A 24,666-nucleotide genomic window follows, 5' to 3' on the forward strand; every position below is an offset into this window, starting at 1 on the left:
AATCGCTTCATATTCCATAAAAAAAAGGAAAGCACCTTATTGCAAAGTGCTTTCCCTCAAATTTTTTCTATTAAGTTTCTACTATTCTACTACAGTCACATTAACTTCACGCACGCCCCAGTTAAGAGCCTCATCACGTGTCGGAACATGAATATCAATTTTATTACCGTTAATTGCGCCGCCGATATCGCCCGCTACTGCATGACCATAGCCTTCAACATATACTTTTGTACCTAGTGGAATTACACTTGGATCAACAGCAATTACTTTTTCATTCGGGTTTGCGTTTAAGTCAATTCCGGTTGATGTAACACCAGAACATCCTTCACAGTTAGCTGTATATGCGGTAGAAGTTACAGAGATTGTTTCACCGCTAGCTTGTTCTTGTGTGTTGGTTTCCGTTACAGGTTCCTCATTTTCTGAGGAGTTCACAGCTTCTGCCTCTGCTTGCGCCGCTTCTTCTGCTTCTGCCTCCGCTTGTGCTGCTGCTTCAGCTTCTGCCTCCGCTTGCGCTGCTGCTTCAGCTTCTGCTTCCGCTTGTGCCGCTTCTTCTGCTTCTGCCTCCGCTTGCGCTGCTGCTTCAGCTTCTGCCTCCGCTTGCGCTGCTGCTTCAGCTTCTGCTTCCGCTTGTGCCGCTTCTTCAGCTTCTGCCTCCGCTTGCGCCGCTTCTTCTGCTTCTGCCTCCGCTTGCGCTGCTTCTTCAGCTTCTGCCTCCGCTTGCGCCGCTTCTTCTGCTTCTGCCTCCGCTTGCGCTGCTTCTTCTGCTTCTGCTTCCGCTTGCGCCGCTTCTTCTGCTTCTGCCTCTGCTTGCGCCGCTTCTTCAGCTTCTGCTTCCGCTTGCGCCGCTTCTTCTGCTTCTGCCTCTGCTTGCGCCGCTTCTTCAGCTTCTGCCTCTGCTTGCGCCGCTTCTTCAGCTTCTGCCTCCGCTTGCGCCGCTTCTTCTGCTTCCGCTTGCGCTGCTTCTTCAGCTTCTGCTTCCGCTTGCGCCGCTTCTATATTTTCACTTGCTTTATTATTTTCATTCAATTCATCTTCATTAGCTGATTTATTATCAGGTGCTTGTACAACCGGTGCACCTTTTTGTTTAACATTTGATTTCTTAATAGTTAACATTTGATCAATAAAAATAAGATCTGATTCAAGATTATTCCATTCTTTCAAATCAGCAACCGTTACACCTAGTTTATATCCGATACCAGATAATGTATCGCCCTTTTTTACTTTATATTGTTCGTTAATAGTTAATACTTGATCTGGTTGAATGAGAGATGACTTTAAATTATTTAAATCAAATAATCTGTCAACGGTCGTACTATGTTCTTTTGCTATATTCCACAAGTTATCGCCTTTTTGAACCTGATATTCCGCAGCTGAAACATTTGATAAACAAGAGCCGCCTAGAACGACACCCGTAGCAACCGTAGCTACTAATTTTTTCATTATGTAGTCCCCCTATAAATATTCGACAAATTTAATAATAGCACATTTTACCAAACAATAAGTTACAAAAATATTAATAGTTTATTACAAACGGTATCGAAATAAGTAATAATTTAATGTTAACATCCTAAACCTTTCCATTTTATTGCGTCATTCGTTTACTTCGATTCTATTACTCTAAGTTCAATCTGATTTAAATAATTCTCCAGCTTTAATATATGATTAACTAGCTGCCCGGAATCCTTCCACCTTTTCATTTCTTATTTACTTAACTTTCACACCTAAGGATAAGCACATATATCTTGCTATTCCAGGATGAACATGTTCTCCATTACCATGCTTGCATTTTGGTGAAATATCCGGACTTTTTGGAATTGATGATGGTGCATAGCTCCGCTCCGGCCAACCACTCCGCTTTCCGACGTACAAATGTTTTCGATGGGACGAGTAATCGCAGTTCCAGGACGTACTAGTGCAGACGTTGCAACAACTCTTTTCGATGGGGTGAGTAATCGCAACCCCAGGACGTTGCGGTCTTAGTCTGCCATGGGGACGGCTTCAGCTAACTTGAAAAGAAAACCGCTTTTCAAGTGGATCTTCAGCTCGCCCTGCGATGCACAAATGTTTTCGATGGGGCGAGTAATCGCAGTCCCAGGACGTGCAAGTGCAGGCGTTGGGACAGGAGTCACGGGTTTAGCCTGCAAACCACTTAGGAGTCTCCGTGGTTGGCCTGCGCTCTGATAGTATTCTACAGCGAATGAAAGAAATAAGATTTTAATGAGCTGGACATAATAGCAGCTGTCGTCTGAACAACCCAATCATGACAGCATGGATATGAAATACAGGGAATAGCATTTATGCACAGGAAGTAATCTTGACGGAACATTTTACCATGCAGCATGAAGAATATGTTTTATCTGATTAAAAATCTATTTTAGTGAGTTTTTTTCACGTATAGAATATCTTACTAGCGGAGGCGGACCGTTTTGACTCCTGAGGGATCAGCACCATCTGAAGATCCACTTTTGCCAAGTGCTCTTCTTGGCAAAAGTTAGCTGAAGAGCGTGCCCCTAGGAAAGCAAAACGGTCCGCCGCAGCGGCGCTTTACACTTCGCCTTCTATAATCTTTGTCAAGGGAGTTATCAAAGGAACGATCAACTCCTGTTTTCTATGGAAAAGAGAGAGTTACTCTTTCTATCAAAACAAAACATCATTTTGCAGGATTTTAATGGACGGTTCTCCATGATAAATGTCTTTTCCTGTTAAAATAAATCATCAGGCTATCTCCCCATTACTTCTATCATTTCAAAATTTTAAGTAAGATAGGACAAGATGGATTATCACAATATGGTACAAAGATGATTCTCTATTTTGTGATGTAAACGCATTCATTTATTATTTAGCAATTGTTATGATTTTAATCAAAGGAGGCGGCATTGTGTTAGGAGAAAGAGAAGAGATTATTTTTAACGCATTGATTAATGATACATGTATTACAAGCTCAGAGCTCGCAGATAAATATAATCTTTCTCGCCGACAGCTGGGCTACACCTTTCAAAAAATAAATACGTGGTTAAAAGATAGCCGTTTACCCGAAATTGAACGAACCAAGAAAGGTCAATTTATTATTGATCAATCTATTTTAACTGCAACCGTGAAGCAAGACGCTGTTGCAGACTCCAAATTCCAGGATGGAATCATGTCAGAGCAGGATCGGGTAAAATTTCTTACCATGGCTATATTAGGGCGAACAGAAACAATTTCATTAAACGGGTTAACGAACCTGTTAGACGTCAGCAAGAACACTATTCTAAATGATATGAAGCATGCGCAGAAGCTGTTGAATGCTTACCAATTGGAAATCCAGCATACAAGAAAAGACGGATATCAGATTACAGGAAACGAATTTCAGGCCCGTAAAATGATGATAGGACTCGCAAATGAATTAATCCTGCATGATGACAACAAGAGTAAACTGCAGGAAGTTCTGATGCTTGAGGATGAGCTGCTTGCACAGTTCGAGCGCCGTTTAGAGCGGGTTGAACAAAAGCTTACCATTCAGTTCACTGATGAAATTATGATGACACTTCCAGCTATTTTTGTCTTAATCCTGAGAAGAATTCAAAAAGGATATTCGATTAAGCCTTTATTTATCCGCTATGATGAACTCTCCAATACAAAGGAGTATCAAGCAACGGAAGAAATACTATATGACAAAAATCTGCCGACACCTGAACGCATCTTTATTACGCTCAATTTGTTAACCGGAAGCGTCCACCGAAATTCATGGATGGCCGAGGATTACATTCCTGACCTGGTACCAGCCATTGATAAAATGGTCCGGCTCTTTGAAAAGAATGCCTGCATCAATTTTCACGATCGAAAACAGTTGATTGATAAGCTTCTGCAGCATTTAACACCAGCATATTATCGGATCAAATATCAGCTGACAGATTCCATTCTTTTTGAAGATAACGATAATGAAGAATTCGAACAGATCCGCCATTTGGTCCATTTAGCAATTACACCGCTTGAAGAAGTGATAGAAAGCAAGATTCCCGAAAATGAAATCACTTATATTGTGATGCTGATCAGTGGATGGATGCACAAACAAGGGGAAAGCATGGCACAGAAAACAAAAGCACTGGTAGTCTGCCCGCGGGGGATTTCCGTTTCCCGTTTAATGTTCCAGCAGCTTCGTGAGCTATTTCCTGAATTCGTATTTCTGGATTGGCTGTCTGTCAGAGAGTTTTTACATTACGAGCTGGATTACGATATTGTTTTCTCGCCCGTTTCATTAGAAACAGAGAAAAAATTGTTTATCTGCAAACCCATTCTGCGTGCGGAAGACAAACAGCGTATTCGTAAACAAGTCATGCTGGAGATATACGATTATATTCCAAATGAAATCAATGTGGATGATTTGATGGCTAAAATCCAGTTACATGCTAATATTTCCGATGAAAAGCGTCTGCGGAAGGAACTTTATGCTTTTATCCACAGGGATAAAAATGATTCCATTACAAAACAAGACGCTGCATCAGAAGAAAAGGATTTACATGATTTTCTGACAGTGGATCATATTACGTTGAGAGAATCTGTCCCCTCTTTTGACGAAGCCATCCGGCTATGCGGAGCTCCATTGCTTACAAATGGATACATTACGCCGCATTATATTGATGCAGCTATCCAGCATTCGAAAGAAGATTCGTATATTGCAATTGGCGAACACGTGGCTATTCCACATGCTACACCAGAGGAAGGTGTCAAAAAAGTTGGCATGAGCCTGTTAAAAATTCGTAACGGCGTGCCGTACGGGGAAGAAAATCATCAGATTCACTTGATGATTATGATTGCTGCAGCAGATAAAAAACAGCATATTCATGCACTGATGCAACTGATGAAGGTTGCTTCCTCGTCCAGCCTGTTACCGAAACTGACGCAAGCGAGTTCCAAAGAATATATTTACAAATTGATTCGAGATTATATCGTTGATCAATAGTTAAGGCAGGAGTGTTATTTCATGAGTGAATTACGTTTTGATAAAGAAGTTATTTTAATGAATTTAGAGGCAGCTGATTATATAGAAGTTCTTCAACACATGGGAGCAAATTTAGCAAATCATCAGTATGTCAAAGACAGCTTTATTCCGGCAATTATAGAAAGAGAGAAAGAATTTGCAACGGGATTACCGACAGCAGGTGTATCTGTGGCTATTCCACATACAGATGCTGTTCATGTAAATCATAAAACTATCAGTATCGCTACATTAAAAAATCCAGTAGATTTTGTCATTATGGGAGAAGAAACGGAGACCACACCTGTTCAAATCGTATTTATGCTGGCAATGGATGAGCCTCATTCACAATTGAAGCTTCTGCAGGATTTAATGAAGATTTTTCAAGAAGGAACTTTTCTCAATCAATTACTTCAGACAGATAATGCATCAGAAATACAGAAACAATTAGCTGACAAGCTTGATCTGCATGACTTTAAAGGAGGTGAGAAGCTATGAAACAAGTACTTGTAGCTTGCGGAGCAGGAATTGCTACATCCACTGTAGTAAATAATGCGATTGAAGAATTAGCAAAAGAAAATGGCGTAAAAATAGATGTAAAACAAATCCGGATTGCAGAAGTAAGCACCTATGAGGATACAGCAGATCTATTGGTTACTACTGCAATGACAAAGAAGGAATATCCCTTCCCTGTTATCAATGCACGTACGTTCCTGACAGGAATTGGTGTAGAAGATACAAAGAAACAGATTTTAGAAGAATTATTAAAATAATAATTTTGCTGCTCTGCTCTTGTTAAGAGATAGAGCAGCATCCTAACCCATAGGAGGGAAAACTAATGCAAGGATTTGTTGATTTTATACAAGCATTTCTAGGCTTGGGAGCTACTGTCATTTTGCCCGTTGTCATCTTTTTACTTGGACTTTTATTCGGCCAAAAGCCTGGAAAAGCTTTTCGTTCTGGTCTGACGATCGGTGTTGCATTTGTAGGTATTTTCCTTGTCATCGACTTATTGACCTTAAACCTTGGCCCAGCAGCACAAGGAATGGTAGACAGACTCGGTGTCAGCTTAAATACCATTGATATCGGCTGGCCGGCTACTTCATCGATTGCATGGGCATCGACGATTGCTGCTTTTATTATTCCGTTAGGATTAGTTGTAAACGTTGTCATGCTGTTAACAAAAACAACGAAAACGATGAACGTTGATATTTGGAACTTTTGGCATTATACCTTTATGGGTGCGATTGTTTATACGGTATCCGGCAGTATCGTGCAAGGACTGATTGCCGCAACATTATTCCAAATCGTCTGTTTAAAAATAGCAGACTGGACGCAGCCGATGGTTCGTGATTTTTATGAAATGCCAGGCGTCTCTGTTGCAACCGGGAGTACGATTTCGTATGCACCTTTTATTTTTGTGGTTAAAGGAATTCAAAAAATTCCTGGTCTTAATAAACTCCATGCTGATCCAGACTCCATCCAAAAACGTTTTGGGGTATTTGGGGATTCCATGGTTATCGGTTTGATTCTTGGTGCTGCGATTGGCGCTTTAGCCGGCTACGGTGTCGGTGAAATTATCAATATCGGGATTTCGATGGCTGCCGTTATGGTACTGATGCCGCGAATGGTAAAAATCCTTATGGAAGGATTAATGCCTGTATCCGAATCAGCACGTGCATGGCTCAATAAACATTTCGGCGACCGTGAAATCAATATCGGTCTGGACGCTGCTGTTCTTCTGGGACATCCGTCAGTTATTGCTACGGCTTTGATTTTAACGCCAGTCACTGTTTTGATTGCTGTTATTTTACCAGGTAATGCCGTGCTTCCTTTTGGAGACTTGGCAACCATTCCATTTGTTATAGCTTTTGTTGTCGGAGCTTCTAAAGGAAATATTATTCACTCTGTTATCGTCGGCTCGTTCATGATAGCGGTTTCTCTCTATGTAGCAACGGATATCGCTCCATTGTTCACGGATATGGCAATGAGTGCAGACATTAATCTTCCGGAAGGTTCTGCACAGGTGTCCAGCATTGACCAGGGAGGTAATATCGTTAACTGGGTAATCTGGAGATTCTTTGACTTATTTAATTAATGAAAAGATTGATTCGTATCAGTAGTTACTTTTGATATGGAACTAGCAGAAAATAATGGTATTACGAAATATTATCCAGGTATCTTCATTCTTTCATGAAACGAGATTCTATCATCTTTTTTCTGCTTTTCTATATAGTTGATTTGAAAATATATAATACGAGGAGAATAGATCATGAAAGCTCTTGTAAAAACAGAACTGGGACATGGGAATTTACACATGCAAGATGTAGAGGAGCCTGTTGTATCCAGTCATCATGTGAAAATCAAAGTAGCTTGGGCAGGTATCTGCGGATCCGATATCCATACCTACGAAGGACATTATAAAGTCGCGGCTCCAGTTACCTTAGGACATGAATTTTCTGGAGAAATCGCAGAGATTGGAGATGGCGTTACCAAGTTTAAAGTAGGAGATCGCGTGACATCAGAAACTACCTTCTATATCTGCGGAGAATGTAAGTATTGCCAATCAGGAGACTACAATTTATGCAATCACCGTAAAGGATTGGGAAGCCAAATAAATGGCGGCTTTGCTAAGTATCTTATCGCGCGTGAAGAAAGCCTTCACCACCTGCCAAAAGAAGTGGATGACCAGTCTGCTGCAATGACAGAGCCTTTGGCGTGCACATATCACGCTATCCAAAAAACAGAAATTCGCGAGGGTGATTTAGTCATTGTTCTCGGGCCGGGTCCAATAGGCTTACTCGCAGCTCAAGTAGCCAAAAGCAATGGTGCATCCGTTTTAATTACCGGCCTGACAAATGATCAGATTCGTCTGGATAAAGCAAACGAAATTGGCATCGATTATGTCATTAACCTTCAAAAAGAAAACCTGAAAAACAAAGTAAATGAACTGACAGATGGGTACGGTGCAGATGTGCTTTTAGAGTGCTCCGGATCGATTCACGCTGCCAATCAAGGTCTTGATTTATTAAGAAAAAAAGGACACTATGCGCAAATTGGTATTTTCCCGGAAGCTCAGGTTTCCCTTGATATGGAAAAAGTCATTCAAAAGGAAATAAAGGTAGTCGGAAGCAGAAGTCAAAAGCCTGCTGACTGGGAACCCTCCATCCAATTAATGAAAGAAGGCAAAGTAGATGCAAAAAGCCTCGTAACACATGAATATTCTATCAATCAGTGGGATGAAGCTTACCAGGCAATAAAAAGCGGGAAAGCCATAAAAGTCATGCTCACCCCTCTGGATGATTAAAGTGTCTGAAATATAAATCGAAATGAGGTTTTAATATGGTTGATATGTTTTTAGATTTTATGCTCGGTCCAATGCGCGGCATCAGTCAATTTTATTTTGAATACCAGGTTATCTTCAATTCCATTGTCGTTGGTATTGCTGCCTATTTCTTAGTAAAAAGAAGTAAGAAATCAAATCAATCGCATTAGAGAGGAGTTCTGACTTGAAAGCTCTAAATTTATACGATACAGAGGATTTACGTTATGAAGAAGATACACCTATTCCTCAAATTATTCGTGAAGAGGACATTCTTATTCAGGTACAATCCGCCGGCATATGCGGTTCAGATTTATCCCGCTACAAAAAGCTTGGTCCTTATGTTCCAGGAACCACTTTTGGCCATGAATTTTCAGGAGTGGTAGCTGCTATGGGCAGTGCGGTAACACAATGGAAAGAAGGCGACCGCATAGCTGCTTGCCCGACCTTTGCCTGCGGGAATTGCATCTACTGCAGACAAGGATTTCCAACCCGCTGTACAGACCTGACGGTTATTGGCGCAAAACAGCCGGGAGCTTATGCCGAATACGTGGTCTTGCCTGCATCTCACGCGCTGCCGCTCCCGGATGAAATTGATTTTGACACTGCCTCCCTGCTGGAACCATCTTCTGTCGTGCTGCACGGTTTTTACCGTACCTCTATCCAACCAGGTGCAGCAGTAGCAATCATGGGCGTTGGCAGTATTGGGCTTCTTTCCGTGCAGTGGGCAAAAATTTTTGGATCGGCAACCATTTTCGCCATTGATATGGATGAAAACAAACTAAAAATCGCTAAACAGCTGGGCGCTGATATTCTGATTAACCCGCTGAAAGAAGATACAGAAACGGTTATAAAAAAACATACCGCTTCCTCTGGTGTTGACCTGGCCGTAGAATCAGCAGGTTCTCCCCTGACAAGCGAGCAGGTGCTAGCACTCCCTAAAAAAGGTGGAGAGGTTTTATACTTAGGTATTCCCTATGGCGATATTACCCTCCACCGCTATTATTTTGAAAAGATCGTCCGAAATGAATTGCAGATTTTAGGTGCCTGGAATGCATTATCTGCACCTTTTCCAGGGAAGGAATGGACTACGGGACTCTATTATATGAAAACAGGACAGCTAGATGTAAAGCCGATGATTTCTCATCATCTTCCGCTGGAGAAAGGTCCTGAGATTTTCCAACAGCTTATTCATAAAGAAATAGACGCTGCGAAAGTTCTTTTTCATCCTTAGACTGTGAAATTTAAAAAAAGAAGCCGGAAACAGAGCTCCGACTTCTTTTTTGCTGCTAATCAAGCTGTACACAGTTCTTTCTTTCATTTACCTGCATGATGGCATATTACCGATTCTCCTTAATAAATATACTCCCTAACGGCAATATCAAAATACGATTATACAGCTTTTGATAAAAAGAAATATCATAAGCCTCTGTCCCACCTAAATTATCCATCATTCGAAATGGGACAAAAAACGTATTTACCTTCATATCCGGATTCACAACCAGCCCATTTCTTTCATAAAAGCGGATTCGCCGAAGCCTCGTTGCCTGGTCCTTCTCATCCTTCGCAGCGTCCGGATCCTCCACCTCCAGTAAAATACCATCAGGAAACAACGCATTTAACTGACGAATGAGTTCACTGCCAAGGCCTTTTGATTGATATTTTGGAAGAATAGCCAGATATGCAATAAAAACACCTTTAAACCCAGGCGCCTTCTGATAAATAGCATAGCCATATTTTTCCTGCCCATCCGTAAGATAGACAGCTTCCCAAATGCTCTTTTTGAAATTACGCCGTATCACCATACGGGGAAATAACTCTTCCCGGCCAAATTCCTGTTTTAAATAATTATAAATAACTTTTATATTGATATTTGTTACATTCATTTTTTCTAAATAGTATTTCTTCGATTGCATGATAATCCTCCAGTTTTTATTGCAAGCATTACTTAGATCTTTTGCGCTTTTCTTGTCATTCGCTGTAAAATACGATCCTTCTAGTATCAGCTGTCTCCTGTTGAACATAATAAAATGAGACCGCACAACGATCTCATTTTATTTCGTCCCAAAAGGTTCCACTAGCTACGTATGAGACACAACCATCTCCGCATTTCCTTTTAAAGAAAATGCTTTTACCGTATGAGGAATAACAAAATGATCTCCTTTTTCAATAGCAAAGGATGTATCATCTATCGTAATCGAAGCTTCCCCTTTGATCACACTCACCTGCAGAAAATCTTTATCTCTTTCCATCATGGCGTCTCCTTGTAAATCCCAATGATAGACCGTAAAATAAGTTTCCTCGACAAGTTTTTGGACTGTCAAATCCTCTATTGCTTCCTGAAGTGCTCCCACACTCGGATCTTCATGAGGTACATTGGTTACTTCAGCAGCCTGTTCGAGATGTAATTCCCTTGGCTCCCCGCTGGTATCCGTGCGGTCATAGTCATAGACACGATACGTAATATCCGAGCTTTGCTGTGTTTCTAAAATGACAATTCCTGAACCAATGGCATGAATGGTTCCGCTTGGCACATAGACAAAATCTCCTGCAGTTACAGGTACGCTTTTCAACAGCGTATCCCATTCACCGTTTTCCATTGCTTGCTTCAGCTCTTCCCGGCTGTCGGCATGATGGCCCAAGATTAATTCTGCTCCTTCTTCCGCATCCAGTACGTACCAGCATTCTGTTTTTCCATAAGGAACGTCCTCTTGTTTCTGGGCATAGATATCATCCGGATGAACCTGAACAGAAAGATTTTCATTCGCATCCAGGATTTTAACTAAAAGCGGGTACGTCTCTCCTGCAGCCTCTGCTCTATTAAATAATTCCTTATGGTTTTCCCACGCATCTTGAAGTGTCCTGCCCTCGAGCGGTCCATTTTTGATTTGGCATGGTCCGTTCGGATGAGCGGAAATAACCCACGCTTCGCCCGTACGTTCATAAGGCGTCGAATAACCGAATTCTGTTTGAAGCTTCTTTCCTCCCCAAATTCTTTCCTGCAAAACCGGTTCTAAAAAAAGTGGTTCATTATACATACAGATCCTCCTCAGAAAAATCTTGCTTCCCCTAAAATTTCTTATTGTTACCTGTTGCTCTATTCTTTTAAATGAAGCCTGCTTCCTTTAGTATAGCTTCTTTTATTGAACTTCCTCAAGCAGTTTCCCTATTCCTTCGCTTTGCACTTCTCTTGTTGCATATTGTAGCGATATCACTTTCCGGGGAAATGAACTGCTGCCAGGTTATTTCGATTTTTCGATGAAACCTCTCTCTTCATCGCTGCATTCCAACAGTATTGCCGTTTTGTCATCAGCATACTTAAACCGCGGATACCTTTGCAGATAGATATCGCTTTCTTCTTGCTGTACAACATATTTCAACAACCGTTCAATGCCATACTCCATCGCATACATTGCCGTATCTCTCCAAACATCGCAATCCACTCCATAGAGCTGCATCCCATCTGTAAGCAGCATAACCTTTTCCACCTGTTGAAGCGGAATTCTTCCATAACTTAAAAAATCCATCGCTTCCGCTGTACCATCCATAATGCTGTAACCCTGAACTGTATTTAACTTCCTTCGATTCGCTGCCAATGCAGGAATAATCTGTTCTTTCTCCTCTTGATAGACCTTTTGAAAAGCTTCTCCACTGACATCTGCGCCGATTCTCCCGGAAATAGCTTCATATAAATCAGAGATTACCTTTTCATCCAGTCGCATAACATGATCATAGGAAAGCGCCTGTATTCCGCCATCCTGATACTTTACAAAAATCATGCAATCCCCGGACTGTGCATACTCCATATACGTTTCATGTATTTGTATTGCTGCCATCCCGCAGGTGCTGCGTTTTTCTTTTGAAATGGCATTGATTTCCTGACCCAGCTCCTGTTTTGTCCTCTCCGCCAAATCTCTATTTCCTTGATGAATCAAGTCGATGAACGAAGCACCAGTATTCGTGTTATCTAAGCGATGCTGCATGGTTTCTGCTGCTATTTTCCCTGGCAAGCCTCCTACTCCAGTTGCCCCGTCAATCACTGCAAACAGCTTTCTTCCCAAATTTTCTACATAGGCATCTTCATTTGTCGGAGCACTGCCTTGCTTATGTACTTTTGATATGTGAATCATTCTATTCCTGCTTTCTTTGTTGATCAGATTTTAAATCAAATGAATAACCCTTTCCTTAGTTTAACATGCGAATAACGTCTCCATGCATAAAAAACTATCACCCGTCCATCAGATGATAGTTTTCTGCTTTCTTATTTTGCTCTTGATTTTGTAATGATTTTCCCGTCCGTGCCTACTCTCCGGATAAACAGCGCCAGAATAAATGCTAAACCGATAATCAACAAGGAGATAAAGAACGAGAAGTTAATGCCGTGAAGCATTGCCTCATTCATTATTTCTGTCTGCATCTGCTCTGCTGCTGCACCAGTCGGCATTTGTGACGGATCTATATTTTTCATTGCTTCCTCAGCAAGCGATTCTGCCTCACTGTTCGTCCGGCTGTTCATCACCGTAATCAGCAAGGCCGATCCGATAGCTCCAGATACCTGCTGCAGCGTATTGTTCATCGCCGTGCCGTGCGGGTTTTGATGCATCGGCAATTGGTTTAGCCCATTTGTCATAACAGGCATCATTACCATCGACATTCCAAAGGAACGAAGCGCAAAAATGACCATAAGCGATGTGATCGTAATCTCTAAATCCAACTGTGTAAAGAAGTACGTTGTCACACCTGTAATCGTAAGCCCGACAAGCGTTAATGTACGGGCACCGAATTTATCGAATAAACGTCCGGTAATCGGCGACATAATCCCCATCACAAGCGCGCCAGGAAGCATGAGCAGCCCTGCTTCAAATGGTGTAAATCCGCGGACAGTCTGCACATATAACGGAATTAAAATCATTCCTGAAAATAATGCCATTGCCAATACAACAGAAATGGCTGAAGATAAGGCAAACATCGGGTAACGGAAAATACGGAACTCAAGCATTGGATCTTCCATACGTAATTGACGAAGAATCAGCGCGACAATACTAATTACACCGACAATCAATGTCATATAGACAGCCGGATGACTCCATCCCATCTCTGAATCTCCTGCTGAACTAAATCCATACAATAAACCGCCAAATCCTAAGCTGGACAAAATAATTGATAGAACATCCAGCTTGATACCACGCTGGGGCGTAATATTTTTCAGCTTGAATACGCCGATTAATAAGGAAATCACAGCAATTGGGAAGACCACATAAAATAGCGTTCTCCAATCAAAGTGCTCCACAATCCATCCAGATAATGTTGGCCCAATCGCCGGCGCCACAATCATTACCAGACCGAAAGTTCCCATTGCCGTACCGCGCTTTTCAATTGGAAAAGCAGTCAGCATGACATTCATAAGCAATGGCATCATTACTGCTGATCCTGCTGCTTGAATCAACCTTGCCAGTAAAAGAATGGAAAAGGTCGGTGAAATAGCCGCTATTAATGTACCTAATGTAAACAATGTCATTGCGGTTAAAAATAACTTTCTATTTGTAAAACGCTGAATCAAAAACGCACTTGCCGGAATAAGAATTCCGTTCACAAGCATATATCCATTCGTCAGCCATTGAACCGTAGTCGGACTTACTTCAAATTCTGTCATTATTGAAGGCAGTGCTACGTTTAATAATGTTTCATTTAAAATAGCTACAAACGCCCCGATAAATAAAATAGCAATCATCCCGTAAGGCGGTTGTTTATGCATTTCTTTTATGTCTGTCATTATATACCCTCACTTTCTCTCCATAGGAAAAATCATGTTTCCTTCTGTCTGTTATGTTAAAATTTTTGTTGCACTGAAATACGTTTCTATGCTGCGTAGTGCTTTTCTGACATACAAATAACGGCATTAAGAAGAGGGTTAAAAAACATTTATTTGTTGTTTCAAAGCAGCCTCTCACTTAAGACTTAACTATTTTATACCTGTTGTCCAATAAATGCAACATAAATCTTTCAATGATTTTAAAATGTTGATATATCAAGGGATGTAGACTATCATAAATATTGTACACCTATTCTATTTTCGCAAAATTTTATATAAAGGGACGGTTACATGAACAAGAAAAAGAAACAAATTATTGAAGCTGCACAAACGCTTTTTATTAAGAAAGGGTTTTCTGCGACTCCAATCCAGGATATTTTAGAAGCAGCCAATGTATCAAAAGGAACATTCTATAATTATTTTTCTTCCAAAACGGAATGCTTAATGGCCATTTTGTCATTTATCAAGGAGGAAGTTATCCACGACCGCCATCAGCTTGCTCTTGGAAAATCCTCCTCAGACAAAGAGGTTTTTGTTAAACAGATTGCTGCCCGTTTTCATATTGATAAAAAACATAACCTGATGGCCTTGTTCGCTTCTTTGGCCAGTTCAGATACAGCACATCAAGAATTAAAAGAATTCCTAAACCAGCAATACCTGGAGGAAGTCACGTGGATGGCTGAACGGATTTGTGACGTGTTCGGTGCTAAGAAACAAAAACACGCCTATGACGATGCGGTTACCTGCTTTGGCACCATCCATTTAACCTCTAAAATATTAATGGATATCAACAAAACAGAAATTCCGATAGAAGAAACGATTTATTTTGCTCTCGGGCAGATTGAACGAGCAAACTTACATCCGCCCTTTTTACAGGCTGACTATTTTCTCCCCTACCATCAGATAAAGGATGCTGGAGAGCAAGACAGCAAAGTGGAATTACAGCAAATATTAACAGCGTTAAACTGCAGAGTAGACAAGCTGAAAAATGATAAACTGACATATTATCATCACTTTTTACTAGAACAGCTCAAATTAGAGAATCCCAATTTATTTTTGATGGAAAGCGTCATGAATTCCTATCAGAACGCCTTATTGCATACCGAATTAGAGGATAAGGGAAAATATATTCAAATACTGTTTACGCAATTCATGGAGGAGAAAAGGGAAAATAGCTAACAATCGTTTTCCTTTCCAGAGTTAGAAAAGGTTTATTTTCCCAAAATAAAGAAAAAATCGCATACATTTTGATGTTGCAGCTAATTTACAAAACCTTTGTGAATGTTATAGACTATAAGTTAGAGTTTGAGATAATTTACCCATATTTAAGAAAGGTGGTGAAAACGTGAAAAAGATATACACTTTGCTTTCTATTTCCCTGCTATTCTTTTTGATTGCTTGTTCTCAGGAAGCAAGTGAAGATGAGGTTGTTGAAAATGTACTAAGTTCCCATCGTGATGTGAATCAATACGCAGCTGACTTTACAATTGATACATCTGACCTTACCAGAACGACAAGCTATAACATAGAAGTTCAAGTGACAGAGGACCCTGCAGCACTGCATCAGATTTCTACAGCGGAAGCGGATGGAGAAGTAACCTCCATCGAAACGTATCGTGCCGGCGAGGAAATTTATACACAGGAAGCAGATAATCCTTGGGTAGTGAGAGAAGCGGAAGAAAATGAACCTTTATTCAGCCCATCCTACAGAGAGGTTGTTTCTGTCCTGGAAGCTGTCATTGATTATGCTGAATTTGATTCGGAAGGCGGAACCTACACCTTTCATTATGATGGCTTTGAACGGGATATTTATGAAGCATTTGAAGGCCCATTCAATATTCTGTTAGGCGGTTCGGATATTGCTGATGAGGACATGACTTTAGATTACACCTTTGAAGTAAACAAGAAGGATTTCTATATTGAGAATTTAGAATACAACCTCTCCGTTGAAAATGAAACCGGCAATGTAGATATAAATATTCTTGTAAACTATGATGATGTAAATAATATTGATGACATTGAAATACCTGATGAAGCGCTAGAAGAAGCATCTTAACCAGACGCAGTTTGTACCGGTATCAGGTTTCATTGAAATAGATGTGCAATAGAACCTCTTCGTAATGCGCTAAAGCTTTATGAAGGGGCTCTTTTTATGCAGGCAAATGCTAGATTGACCCCTTAGAAGCACACAAATTAGACAGGCCCAGTAATTTTTCTGATTGCATAGAATTAGCTACAAAATTCATTTTTCAAAATAATAGTTATTAATTTTTGAAAAATAAAAACATTTTATGTTTATTTATTATTTTGAATATGGTAAACTATTTTTATGAGATACATAATCTGTTAAAAATATAAACATAAGGAGGGTTGTTATGGCACCTACTTACGAAATAACCGGGAAAACCATGGCGATATTACCAGGAACAACATCCAAAGTCGCATCAAAAGTCCTTGAATCAGATAATGAACATATGCTTACTTTCGAAGAAAAACCCTTTGAAATCATTGAGCAAAACTGCATAAAAAATCTGTCTTCTTATGCTGGAAGAAGAGCTTCTGTTCTTCATTACACAAGTTATACACAAAAAACCCCTGTCCCCGTCAGCGTTGCCCGGGGAATTATTGTATTTCCGACGCAGGGGCTTTCCAATAAAAAGTGTGCATGGATTTTTTACCATCATGTTTCCAAAATTGTGAAGAAAAGCGATGGAAGTGATATTATATTCAAAGATGGCACAACGTTATTTTTAAAAATCTCTAAAAAGCAATTAAATAACCAACTTTCGCGCTGCAAGCGGCTAAATGGAATCATTGAAAACATCGAAGAAAATGGGGTGCCGCCTTCAGAGGATCCATCTGAAGCATTAGGCAGGATTCTTAGTACGCTGATTCAAAAAGGACCTGTTGAGCCTCAGAAGTAAGCGTGACGTTTTTTAACAATCTCACAGCAAGACAATCACTCACAGGAATCATTCTTCTGAGTTTTTCACCTCATAAGTCTGGTTGCTCTTGTTCTGTGTATTGTTTGATATTTTCTAAATCAGCACGTTCACCATAGGAAATTACACCGATATATCCCAGCCCTCATAACAAGAATATCCTCTCCTTATCTCCTCTATAAAAAGTTTCATTCCTTTCAACTTATTAGTAAACCACCACAAAAACGCTCCTCCCTCCAGATCAAAGGAAAGAAGCGTTTTTACGTTCGTTATAAATAGAATAGCCTTGTCCAACAGATTAATTTTTCCAGCTGAATTAAAACCATAAAAAATGAAATAAATCACATCATCAATAAGCCTTAACCACACCGCCATCTATCAATAATGTCTGTCCGGTAACATACGTATTTCGATAGGAGCCTAAGAAGACGGCCGCATCTGCAAATTCCTCCGGCGTGCCGTATCGGCCGATCGGGATCGAGGCCTGGACTTTATTTTTCCAATCCTCTAATGCAACCTGATTCTTTTCCGCATTTTTCTCATCGAGGCTCCGTAACCGGTCCGTATCAATTTTTCCTGGTCCTACGATATTAATTAATATATCATTCGCCGCATAATCCGCTGCCAGCGATTTACAAAGAGCCTGGACACCGCTTCGAAAAATATTAGACAGCAGCAGCTCGCTGATTGGTTCTTTAATAGAAGTAGAGGCAATGTATAATATCCTGCCCTGTCCATTCGCCTTCATCAAAGGAATCGCTTCTTTCATCGCCCGGACAGCACTCATCAAGGTTAACTCAAAAGCATCATACCAGTCCGTTTCCTCACTGGATTCAAAATCAATAACCGGCGGTCCTCCTGCATTGCTTACCAATACATCAAGCACGCCAAACTGTTCCTTCACAAAAGCAAATAAACGGTCGATATCTTCCTTTTTCGAAACATCCGTAACAAACGGAATTATTTCGCTGTCTGTCTGATTGGAAAGCTCAGCTGCTGTTTTTTTCAGAGTATCTTCATTTCTGCCGGTAATCATAACAGAAGCTCCTTCTTCCGCATACCTACTGGCAATTTCTCTGCCGATGCCTCTGCTGGATGCTAAAACAAGTACTTTTTTGTTCGTTAGTTTTAAATCCATTGAATATCGCTCCCTTTCGTTGTTATTCATCATGATATCATATATGGGGCAAGTTATAGAAGGATGAAGCAGGTATTCATTAAACGGGGAAAAGCCCATTTCTTATGTGAAATTAGCTTTGTCTGAAAAGCAAAAATATGTAATGGGAATCCAATTAATTGACAGTAAAAGTAAATACGCTTACACTAACAAATAAATAGTTAACCCTTTTAACTATTAAACCCCTTAAGTATTGGAGGTGGAAACTTATTAACGAGGAAAATAAAAATGAACTTCCCAAACTGCTTTCCACGATGGTTCATAAATTTATTATCGCTTATGGAAAAATACTGGACAGCGATATTTCCGGTTCGCAGGTTTATATCCTGGAAATTTTAACAGCTGAAGGTGCCCAGAAAAGCTCCGAGCTGTCAGAAAGAATCGGAATCAGCTTACCTGCTATTACGAACCTTACGAATAAACTGGTACAAAAAGGGTATATTGAGAGGAAAACATCGGAAAACGATCGGCGGATAACCCTAATGCAAATGACTCCCTTGGGTTCCGAGGTACTTGACCAAATCAATGAAAAGTATTTTACACTGACCGATTCCTTATGGAAAGATTTTTCGGATGAAGAACTAAGTGAACTACATGGATATTATAAAAAAATGGTAGATAATCTAAAAGAATATAAAATAGATAAGGAGAAATGATGTATGTCTGAAGCAGAACAAATTGCAGTCATTACAGGTGCAGGAAGCGGGATGGGACGCGCCTCAAGCCTTAAATTAACTGAGCAGGGCATGAAATTAGTCTTAGTTGACTTCAATGAACAAACCGGAGAAGAAACACTTCGCCTGGTGAAGGAACAAGGTGGAGAAGGCATTTTTGTCAAAGCGGATGTTTCCAAAAGTGAAGACGTTCAGAATTATGTACAAGAAGCCGTTAAAGCCTATGGCCGGATTGATGTCTTCTTTAACAATGCCGGAGTCATTCAAAAGCCTTATTTATTAGCAGATATCCCGGATGAAGAGTACGATCGCGTCGTTTCCGTCAACTTTAAAGGGGTATTCCTGGGAATGAAATATGTATTAAAAGTCATGGAAGAACAAGGTTCCGGTGTGATTATTAATACCTCGTCAAGCTCAGGCCTGCGTGTGGAACACAGCTTAGCAGCCTATTCTGCCAGCAAGCATGCCGTCGTCGGCTTGACTAAATCAGCAGCAAAAGAGTATGCCGATAAAGGGATCCGCGTCAATGCGATCTGTCCTGGCGGCGTGGAAACAAACCTGGTATCCGGGTTCCAAAAAACATGGGAGGAAACCGGAAACACACCGAAAATTGATTTTCCAGTCATCGGGCGCATGGCCGAATCAGACGAAGTCGCCAATGTAGTTGCTTTCTTAGCTTCTGCCGGCTCCAGCTATATGACCGGTTCCATTATTGCCGTTGATGGCGGTTTGACTTTATAGAGTATAGATTCCTATCCAACAAAGGAGCATGTTATTTATGGACAACGCCACCATGAAAAAAGCATTACACGCATATGTTGATGCTTTCAACGCAAACGATCTCGAACGTTTAATAGCTTTATTTTCGGATGAAGCAAGTGTGGAGGATCCTGTTGGCACACCGCCAAAAACAGGACGTAAAGAAGTAGAAGCATTTTACAAAGAAAGCATGTCCGGCGCTACCTTAGAACTATTGGCACCGCCGCGCGGCTCTTATGGTAACGCAGCAGCCATCACCTTTGCCGTTCACACAGAAAAGGATGGCCGCCCTATTCGAATCGACGTCACCGATGTCATGACATTTGATTCCAACGGTAAAATTGCAACAATGCATGCCTATTGGGGGCCGGACGATATCCAGCAGCTTTAATACTGCAAGCTTCATGAAATGAAATAAAATAGATATCATTTCACAAGTCTATCTGGCAGGAGACGAGGAGTCAGTAAGCCTGCATGGACAAATTATATAACTTATAAAAAGGATGATTACAATGGGAAGATTAACAGGTAAAGTAGCAATTATTACCGGGGCAGCTAATGGGATGGGAGCTTCAGAAGCAAAGCTTTTTGCACAAGAAGGAGCAAAAGTAATCGCAACAGATATTAACGATAATGTACTGCAAGAGGTAATCAACGAAATTAAAGAAAATGGCGGAGATGCCATCGGCTTAAAACATAATGTGACATCAGAGAACGAATGGAAACAGGTTATCCAGGAAGCTGTAACGCATTATGGAAAAATAGATGTACTCGTAAATAATGCAGGTGTATCCAGTCCGAAAACCATCGCACAAATGGAGATGGACGAATGGAATAAAGTCATGGATATCAATTTAAACGGCTGTGTTATCGGGATGAAATACGTTATTCCGGAAATGCAAAAAGCCGGCGGCGGCTCCCTAATTAATATTTCTTCTATCGGAGGCATTGTTGGGATGGCTGGTTCAAGTCCATACACTGCTGCTAAAGGCGCTTTACGATCTCTATCAAAATCTGCAGCTGTAGAATATGGCAAAGATAAAATCCGCGTCAATTCCGTTCACCCTGGTATCATTGAAACACCAATGACGGCAGATTCCTTTGCGGATGCAACCCCTTATTATCAAACATTCACCCAGCTTCCTTACTTCGGAAATCCGGAAGATGTGGCATATGGTGTGCTGTTCCTTGCATCGGATGAATCACGCTTTATGACTGGAGCTGAACTGGTTATTGACGGCGGCTGGACTGCACTTTAATAAAGTTTAGTATTTGCAGGCAAGAAGTTTTCAACTAGAAAAAACACCCTCTTTATATGGAAGATTTGATTTTTCGAGAATCACATTCCGTATAGAGAGGGTGTTTTTCTTTAGGCGGATGAAGAGTGCTTCAAAGAAGATAGATACAAAGACTACCAAAGACGCGTTATCTGATTTGGTGTACGAAAGTTGAAATGGATGCTGCTTGTTCATCATTAATTTGATTACCTCTCATGGATAGCTCTGACTCCAATACATTTGCTAATTTTAATAGTGTGATTAATTTAGGGACATCTTTTCCGCTTTCCATCCGACTGATTGTTTTTTATTTACATATGTATCATTTCTGATTATATAACTGGGGACATTATATTAAATATGACTATGACGTTCTCGGTAATTTCAATATAATGCCCCCACGGTATTTATCTTCTAATATCAATTATGAAAATAAGTTTCATCCAACCCAGCTAAGATTTACGGCCAGTTATAAGTCGATAAATCAGGATGATTAAAGCCACAACTAATAGGATATGCACAAGGTTTCCAGCGATGTCTCCGATGAATCCAAGTAACCATAAAACTAGAATAACGATGATAATAGTCCAAAGCATAGTCTGACCTCCTCCTTTCTTCTTTCAAAGCTATTCCCTTTTCTTATTTTTGGTAAACAAAAATGTCATTTTTTAAATGGGATGTCAAACAGCCCGTAACGGACTGATAGGTTCGACTAAAACAAAGTAACCAAGATAAGTAACATAAATATAATCATTAAATAATTAACCGAATATAAGAAATTCCATTGCGCCCATTTTCGAACATCCTTCATCCAAAATCCAGCAAGCGCTAATATAATCCAGCTAACGTTAAGAATGGCAGCAATAACGATAAAGAGAACTCCTAATTGTGCTATAAGAAATGGTAACGGCAGCAGGCAGGTGACATATACAAGCATTTGCCTTTTTGTCATTTCAAATCCATATACTACAGGGAGCATCGGAACTCCTGCCGCACGATACTCCTCACTTCTTTTTATTGCGATAGCAAAGGTGTGTGGAATTTGCCAAATAAATAGGAATAAGAAAATCGTCAAAGGAACCGGATGAATCGCCGAATCCACAACCGCCCAGCCAATCAGCGGCGTAACAGCCCCAGAAACACTGCCAATAATCGTATTTAGCGTATATTTTCTTTTCGTCCACATTGTATATAAAACAACATACGTAAACCAGCCGATAAATGCATATAAAGTGGTTTCCAAGTTAACAGCAAGAAGGAGGATAAATCCCAACGCAGTTGTACCAATACCAAGTGTTAATACTTGTTTGTCCGTAAAATGTCCTGTTACCGTCGGCCGCTTTTTCGTTCTCTCCATTTTGGAATCAATATCGGCATCAAACCAATTATTTATAATCAAAGCTCCGGCCATCACGAAAGTCGATCCAATGAGAGCAAGTATAAAGAGAAACCAATAATTATAGAATCTGGCATTTGTTATATAAATAGCCAACACAAAGCCTGTTATTACCGGAAGAACATTTGCGGCTAGTACATTAAATTTTATAAGTAACTTAATATCATTTAAGAAATCAGATTGTTTTTTTCGTTCCATCATTCATCACCCTTTTAAACGTATTCCACCTTTATATTCCGGGTTCCTTTTACTGCCTATATTGAATTTAATAGTAGCTTAAGCTAAACTTATTATGAAATCTAAAAGAAAAGTCAGGTGACGAACATGGCAAATTTCACTCATTTTAATGACGATGGACGAGCAAAAATGGTCGATATTTCTAACAAAAATGAAACAGCTCGAAAAGCCATTGCAAGATCCAGTATACAGATGAATCAAATCGTTTATGAAAATATTACACAGCAAAAAATTAAAAAAGGAGATGTATTGTCCGTTGCCCAGGTTGCAGGAATTATGGCGGCGAAACAAACTTCCTCTTTAATTCCAATGTGTCACCCAATTCCTATTAGCGGCGTTGATTTATCTTTTGAATGGGTTCATACGGATAAGGAAATGTATGAGCTTCTCATCGATGCTGAGGTAAAAACAGTGGGAAGTACCGGGGTCGAAATGGAGGCATTAACCGCCGCTTCCGTAACCGCATTGACCGTTTACGATATGTGCAAAGCAGTAGACAAAAGCATGGTTATCGGCCAAACCTACTTACTTGAAAAAAGCGGCGGTAAAAGCGGAGATTATAAAAGATAATGCAGAGGAGAACTCCGCTTTCCTTTTTCCTTATTCGTAAAGATGATTATTTACTCCAATCCATAGAGCCTGTATTGCCAGCTCACGGGCTCTGCCAGCGTTTTAATCATTTGGTTTCATTCGATTAATGATTAACAGCAGTAAAAAAGATAAACCAATGCTAATTAAAACATAATACCAAGCAAGTGTTGTTTCTCCTGTTTCTATTGCCAAATAAATCGCGGTTGGGATGGTTTGCGTTTTTCCAGGTATATTTCCAGCAAACATCAATGTGGCACCGAACTCTCCAAATCCCCTTGTAAATCCAAGCACCGCACCTGTAGTAAGGGAACGATACGACAGCGGAAGGATTACCTTTATAAGCGCAGCCCAATCTCCCGCACCATCCACTTTCGCAGCCCCTACGATATCCTTATCAACCGCTAAAAATCCTGTTTTGATGGATTGATAGATTAATGGAAAGGCGACAACGATTGCTGCAATGATTGCTGCTGTCGATGTAAACAATATACTCTTGCCAGCTATACCCTCTATGAATTGACCAATCCAGCTATTTGTACCGAATATCATAATAAGAAAAAAGCCTACAACTGTCGGCGGCAGCACCAATGGCAGAAAAAAGACTGTCTCTATGATTGCCTTCCCTTTTCTATCTTTACGAATGATCCAAAAGGCAGATAAAATGGCTAAAAGAAATGCAATTACGGTTGCGATGGTTGCTACATAAAATGATAACTGAACAGGATGCCATGACCATTGCATGCTACTCACCTACTCCACTGGTTGAAATCCATCATTTTCAAATACTTCATTAGCTGCTTCACTAGATATAAATTGGTAGAAAGCATCTTTTGCCTGCTCCACGTCTTCTTCCTTTTCCTCACTTTGAAGCGCAGCAATATAATACTCAATTGGAGAATGAAGGCTTGAATCAAAGGTTTGAATGACTGTTACATCTTTTTCGTCATTTACATCACTGGCATACACAATTCCAACGTCAGCAGCACCTTCTTTTACTAATGTAAGCACCTGCGTAACATCTTTCGTATATACAAGCCGGCTCTGCTCTTGCAGCTGCTCCCACAGGCCTGATTTTTGGAGCGCTTCTTCTGCATAGGAACCTGCCGGAACTGCATCTGGTGTGCCGATTGCCATTACCTCATCTCCTGCCATAAAATCATCCAGAGAGGCTGTATCCCCTTCTTTGGGTTTGATTAGAACGAGTTGATTTGTAAGTATTGCTTTTCCATTATCCACGCTGTCTTGATCAGCTAATTTTTCATAGTCAATACTTGACGCAGAAAGAAAAATATCAACCGGAGCTCCCTGTTCAATTTGTTTTCGTAATGAACCAGAACCGCCATAGTTATAAGAAATGTGAATGTCAGGATATTCCTCTTCAAACATTTCCGTCAGTTCTGTTAAACTCTCTGTCATACTTGCAGCAGCAGAAATCGTTAATTCGGTTTCACTTCCACCCTCTTGAGAGCATCCTCCAGCAAGCAAAATTAAAATAACAATAAAAATAGAATACTTTCTCATA

General features: G+C 40.4%; 25 protein-coding genes. 15 read left to right on the forward strand and 10 right to left on the reverse strand.

Annotation, left to right across the window (positions count from 1 at the left end; genetic code table 11):
* Positions 1-81: 81 nt before the first annotated feature.
* Positions 82-1,440 carry a LysM peptidoglycan-binding domain-containing protein gene (locus tag MKY65_RS19655; protein ID WP_339179849.1) on the reverse strand — a complete coding sequence of 453 codons (1,359 nt, stop codon included), beginning with the start codon at positions 1,438-1,440 and terminating at the stop codon, positions 82-84.
* A gap of 1,438 nt (positions 1,441-2,878) precedes the next feature.
* Here MKY65_RS19655 and MKY65_RS19660 point away from each other — a divergent pair.
* The 7 genes from MKY65_RS19660 to MKY65_RS19690 all read left to right on the forward strand — a co-directional run bounded on the left by MKY65_RS19660 (position 2,879) and on the right by MKY65_RS19690 (position 9,513).
* Positions 2,879-4,942 carry a BglG family transcription antiterminator gene (locus tag MKY65_RS19660; RefSeq protein ID WP_339179852.1) on the forward strand — a complete coding sequence of 688 codons (2,064 nt, stop codon included), beginning with the start codon at positions 2,879-2,881 and terminating at the stop codon, positions 4,940-4,942.
* A gap of 21 nt (positions 4,943-4,963) precedes the next feature.
* Positions 4,964-5,455, forward strand: coding sequence for a PTS sugar transporter subunit IIA (locus MKY65_RS19665; RefSeq protein WP_212928897.1), 492 nt, complete (start codon positions 4,964-4,966; stop codon positions 5,453-5,455).
* On the forward strand, positions 5,452-5,730 hold the full coding sequence (locus tag MKY65_RS19670; RefSeq protein WP_339179856.1) for a PTS sugar transporter subunit IIB: 279 nt from the start codon (positions 5,452-5,454) through the stop codon (positions 5,728-5,730). Before MKY65_RS19665 ends, MKY65_RS19670 begins: the two co-directional genes overlap by 4 nt.
* 65 nt (positions 5,731-5,795) lie before the next feature.
* Positions 5,796-7,055, forward strand: a complete 1,260-nt coding sequence (locus MKY65_RS19675; RefSeq protein WP_193065475.1) for a PTS galactitol transporter subunit IIC — start codon at positions 5,796-5,798, stop codon at positions 7,053-7,055.
* A gap of 174 nt (positions 7,056-7,229) precedes the next feature.
* The gene (locus tag MKY65_RS19680) at positions 7,230-8,264 is read left to right on the forward strand and encodes a zinc-binding dehydrogenase (protein ID WP_339179859.1); all 1,035 of its coding nucleotides are present in this window, start codon (positions 7,230-7,232) and stop codon (positions 8,262-8,264) included.
* Between the two features lie 35 nt (positions 8,265-8,299).
* The gene (locus tag MKY65_RS19685) at positions 8,300-8,452 is read left to right on the forward strand and encodes a hypothetical protein (protein ID WP_175296999.1); all 153 of its coding nucleotides are present in this window, start codon (positions 8,300-8,302) and stop codon (positions 8,450-8,452) included.
* Between the two features lie 14 nt (positions 8,453-8,466).
* Positions 8,467-9,513, forward strand: coding sequence for a galactitol-1-phosphate 5-dehydrogenase (locus tag MKY65_RS19690; protein WP_256705054.1), 1,047 nt, complete (start codon positions 8,467-8,469; stop codon positions 9,511-9,513).
* A gap of 106 nt (positions 9,514-9,619) precedes the next feature.
* On the opposite strand, the gene MKY65_RS19695 is transcribed toward MKY65_RS19690, so the two are convergent.
* From MKY65_RS19695 to MKY65_RS19710, 4 genes are all read right to left on the reverse strand, one after another.
* A complete protein-coding gene (locus MKY65_RS19695) occupies positions 9,620-10,195 on the reverse strand; it encodes a GNAT family N-acetyltransferase (protein WP_339179862.1) in 576 nt (191 codons plus the stop codon).
* Positions 10,196-10,360: 165 nt separating this feature from the next.
* Positions 10,361-11,317 carry a mannose-6-phosphate isomerase, class I gene (manA, locus tag MKY65_RS19700; RefSeq protein ID WP_339179864.1) on the reverse strand — a complete coding sequence of 319 codons (957 nt, stop codon included), beginning with the start codon at positions 11,315-11,317 and terminating at the stop codon, positions 10,361-10,363.
* Positions 11,318-11,521: 204 nt separating this feature from the next.
* Positions 11,522-12,409, reverse strand: a complete 888-nt coding sequence (locus tag MKY65_RS19705; RefSeq protein WP_339179867.1) for a protein phosphatase 2C domain-containing protein — start codon at positions 12,407-12,409, stop codon at positions 11,522-11,524.
* A 131-nt stretch (positions 12,410-12,540) separates the two neighbouring features.
* Complete coding sequence (locus MKY65_RS19710) at positions 12,541-14,052, reverse strand: DHA2 family efflux MFS transporter permease subunit (RefSeq protein WP_332094492.1); 1,512 nt, start codon at positions 14,050-14,052, stop codon at positions 12,541-12,543.
* 330 nt (positions 14,053-14,382) lie between these two features.
* Here MKY65_RS19710 and MKY65_RS19715 point away from each other — a divergent pair, with 330 nt between their 5' ends.
* From MKY65_RS19715 to MKY65_RS19725, 3 genes are all read left to right on the forward strand, one after another.
* On the forward strand, positions 14,383-15,270 hold the full coding sequence (locus MKY65_RS19715) for a TetR/AcrR family transcriptional regulator (RefSeq protein WP_193065466.1): 888 nt from the start codon (positions 14,383-14,385) through the stop codon (positions 15,268-15,270).
* Positions 15,271-15,436: 166 nt separating this feature from the next.
* Positions 15,437-16,147, forward strand: coding sequence for a DUF6612 family protein (locus tag MKY65_RS19720; RefSeq protein ID WP_339179873.1), 711 nt, complete (start codon positions 15,437-15,439; stop codon positions 16,145-16,147).
* Positions 16,148-16,466: 319 nt separating this feature from the next.
* Positions 16,467-17,015, forward strand: a complete 549-nt coding sequence (locus MKY65_RS19725; protein ID WP_339179876.1) for a competence protein ComK — start codon at positions 16,467-16,469, stop codon at positions 17,013-17,015.
* 367 nt (positions 17,016-17,382) lie between these two features.
* Here MKY65_RS19725 and MKY65_RS19730 read toward each other — a convergent pair whose 3' ends face one another.
* Positions 17,383-18,171, reverse strand: coding sequence for an SDR family oxidoreductase (locus tag MKY65_RS19730; RefSeq protein ID WP_339179879.1), 789 nt, complete (start codon positions 18,169-18,171; stop codon positions 17,383-17,385).
* A 293-nt stretch (positions 18,172-18,464) separates the two neighbouring features.
* Here MKY65_RS19730 and MKY65_RS19735 point away from each other — a divergent pair, with 293 nt between their 5' ends.
* The 4 genes from MKY65_RS19735 (at position 18,465) to MKY65_RS19750 (ending at position 20,902) form a co-directional block, all read left to right on the forward strand.
* Entirely contained in the window at positions 18,465-18,866 is a 402-nt protein-coding gene (locus MKY65_RS19735) for a MarR family transcriptional regulator (RefSeq protein ID WP_339179881.1), read from the forward strand.
* A 3-nt stretch (positions 18,867-18,869) separates the two neighbouring features.
* Positions 18,870-19,625, forward strand: coding sequence for a glucose 1-dehydrogenase (locus tag MKY65_RS19740; RefSeq protein ID WP_339179884.1), 756 nt, complete (start codon positions 18,870-18,872; stop codon positions 19,623-19,625).
* A gap of 37 nt (positions 19,626-19,662) precedes the next feature.
* Positions 19,663-20,034: a nuclear transport factor 2 family protein gene (locus MKY65_RS19745; RefSeq protein WP_339179886.1), complete on the forward strand. Its 372-nt coding sequence runs from the start codon at positions 19,663-19,665 to the stop codon at positions 20,032-20,034.
* Between the two features lie 121 nt (positions 20,035-20,155).
* Positions 20,156-20,902, forward strand: a complete 747-nt coding sequence (locus MKY65_RS19750) for a glucose 1-dehydrogenase (RefSeq protein WP_339179888.1) — start codon at positions 20,156-20,158, stop codon at positions 20,900-20,902.
* 470 nt (positions 20,903-21,372) lie between these two features.
* Here MKY65_RS19750 and MKY65_RS19755 read toward each other — a convergent pair whose 3' ends face one another.
* Positions 21,373-21,516, reverse strand: coding sequence for a lmo0937 family membrane protein (locus tag MKY65_RS19755; RefSeq protein ID WP_193064652.1), 144 nt, complete (start codon positions 21,514-21,516; stop codon positions 21,373-21,375).
* Between the two features lie 116 nt (positions 21,517-21,632).
* A complete protein-coding gene (gene cyoE, locus MKY65_RS19760) occupies positions 21,633-22,517 on the reverse strand; it encodes a heme o synthase (RefSeq protein ID WP_339179891.1) in 885 nt (294 codons plus the stop codon).
* A gap of 123 nt (positions 22,518-22,640) precedes the next feature.
* On the opposite strand from cyoE, the gene moaC reads away from it, so the two are divergent.
* Positions 22,641-23,123: a cyclic pyranopterin monophosphate synthase MoaC gene (gene moaC, locus MKY65_RS19765; RefSeq protein ID WP_193064651.1), complete on the forward strand. Its 483-nt coding sequence runs from the start codon at positions 22,641-22,643 to the stop codon at positions 23,121-23,123.
* A 102-nt stretch (positions 23,124-23,225) separates the two neighbouring features.
* Here the strand turns inward: moaC and modB are convergent, their stop codons facing one another.
* Both modB and modA read right to left on the reverse strand, forming a co-directional pair.
* Positions 23,226-23,885: a molybdate ABC transporter permease subunit gene (modB, locus tag MKY65_RS19770; protein WP_339179892.1), complete on the reverse strand. Its 660-nt coding sequence runs from the start codon at positions 23,883-23,885 to the stop codon at positions 23,226-23,228.
* Between the two features lie 9 nt (positions 23,886-23,894).
* A complete protein-coding gene (gene modA / locus MKY65_RS19775; protein ID WP_339179895.1) occupies positions 23,895-24,665 on the reverse strand; it encodes a molybdate ABC transporter substrate-binding protein in 771 nt (256 codons plus the stop codon).
* Position 24,666: the final 1 nt, after the last annotated feature.

Origin of the sequence: Oceanobacillus sp. FSL W7-1293, assembly GCF_037969815.1 — a bacterium.
Classification (GTDB): Bacteria; Bacillota; Bacilli; order Bacillales; family Amphibacillaceae; genus Oceanobacillus; species Oceanobacillus oncorhynchi.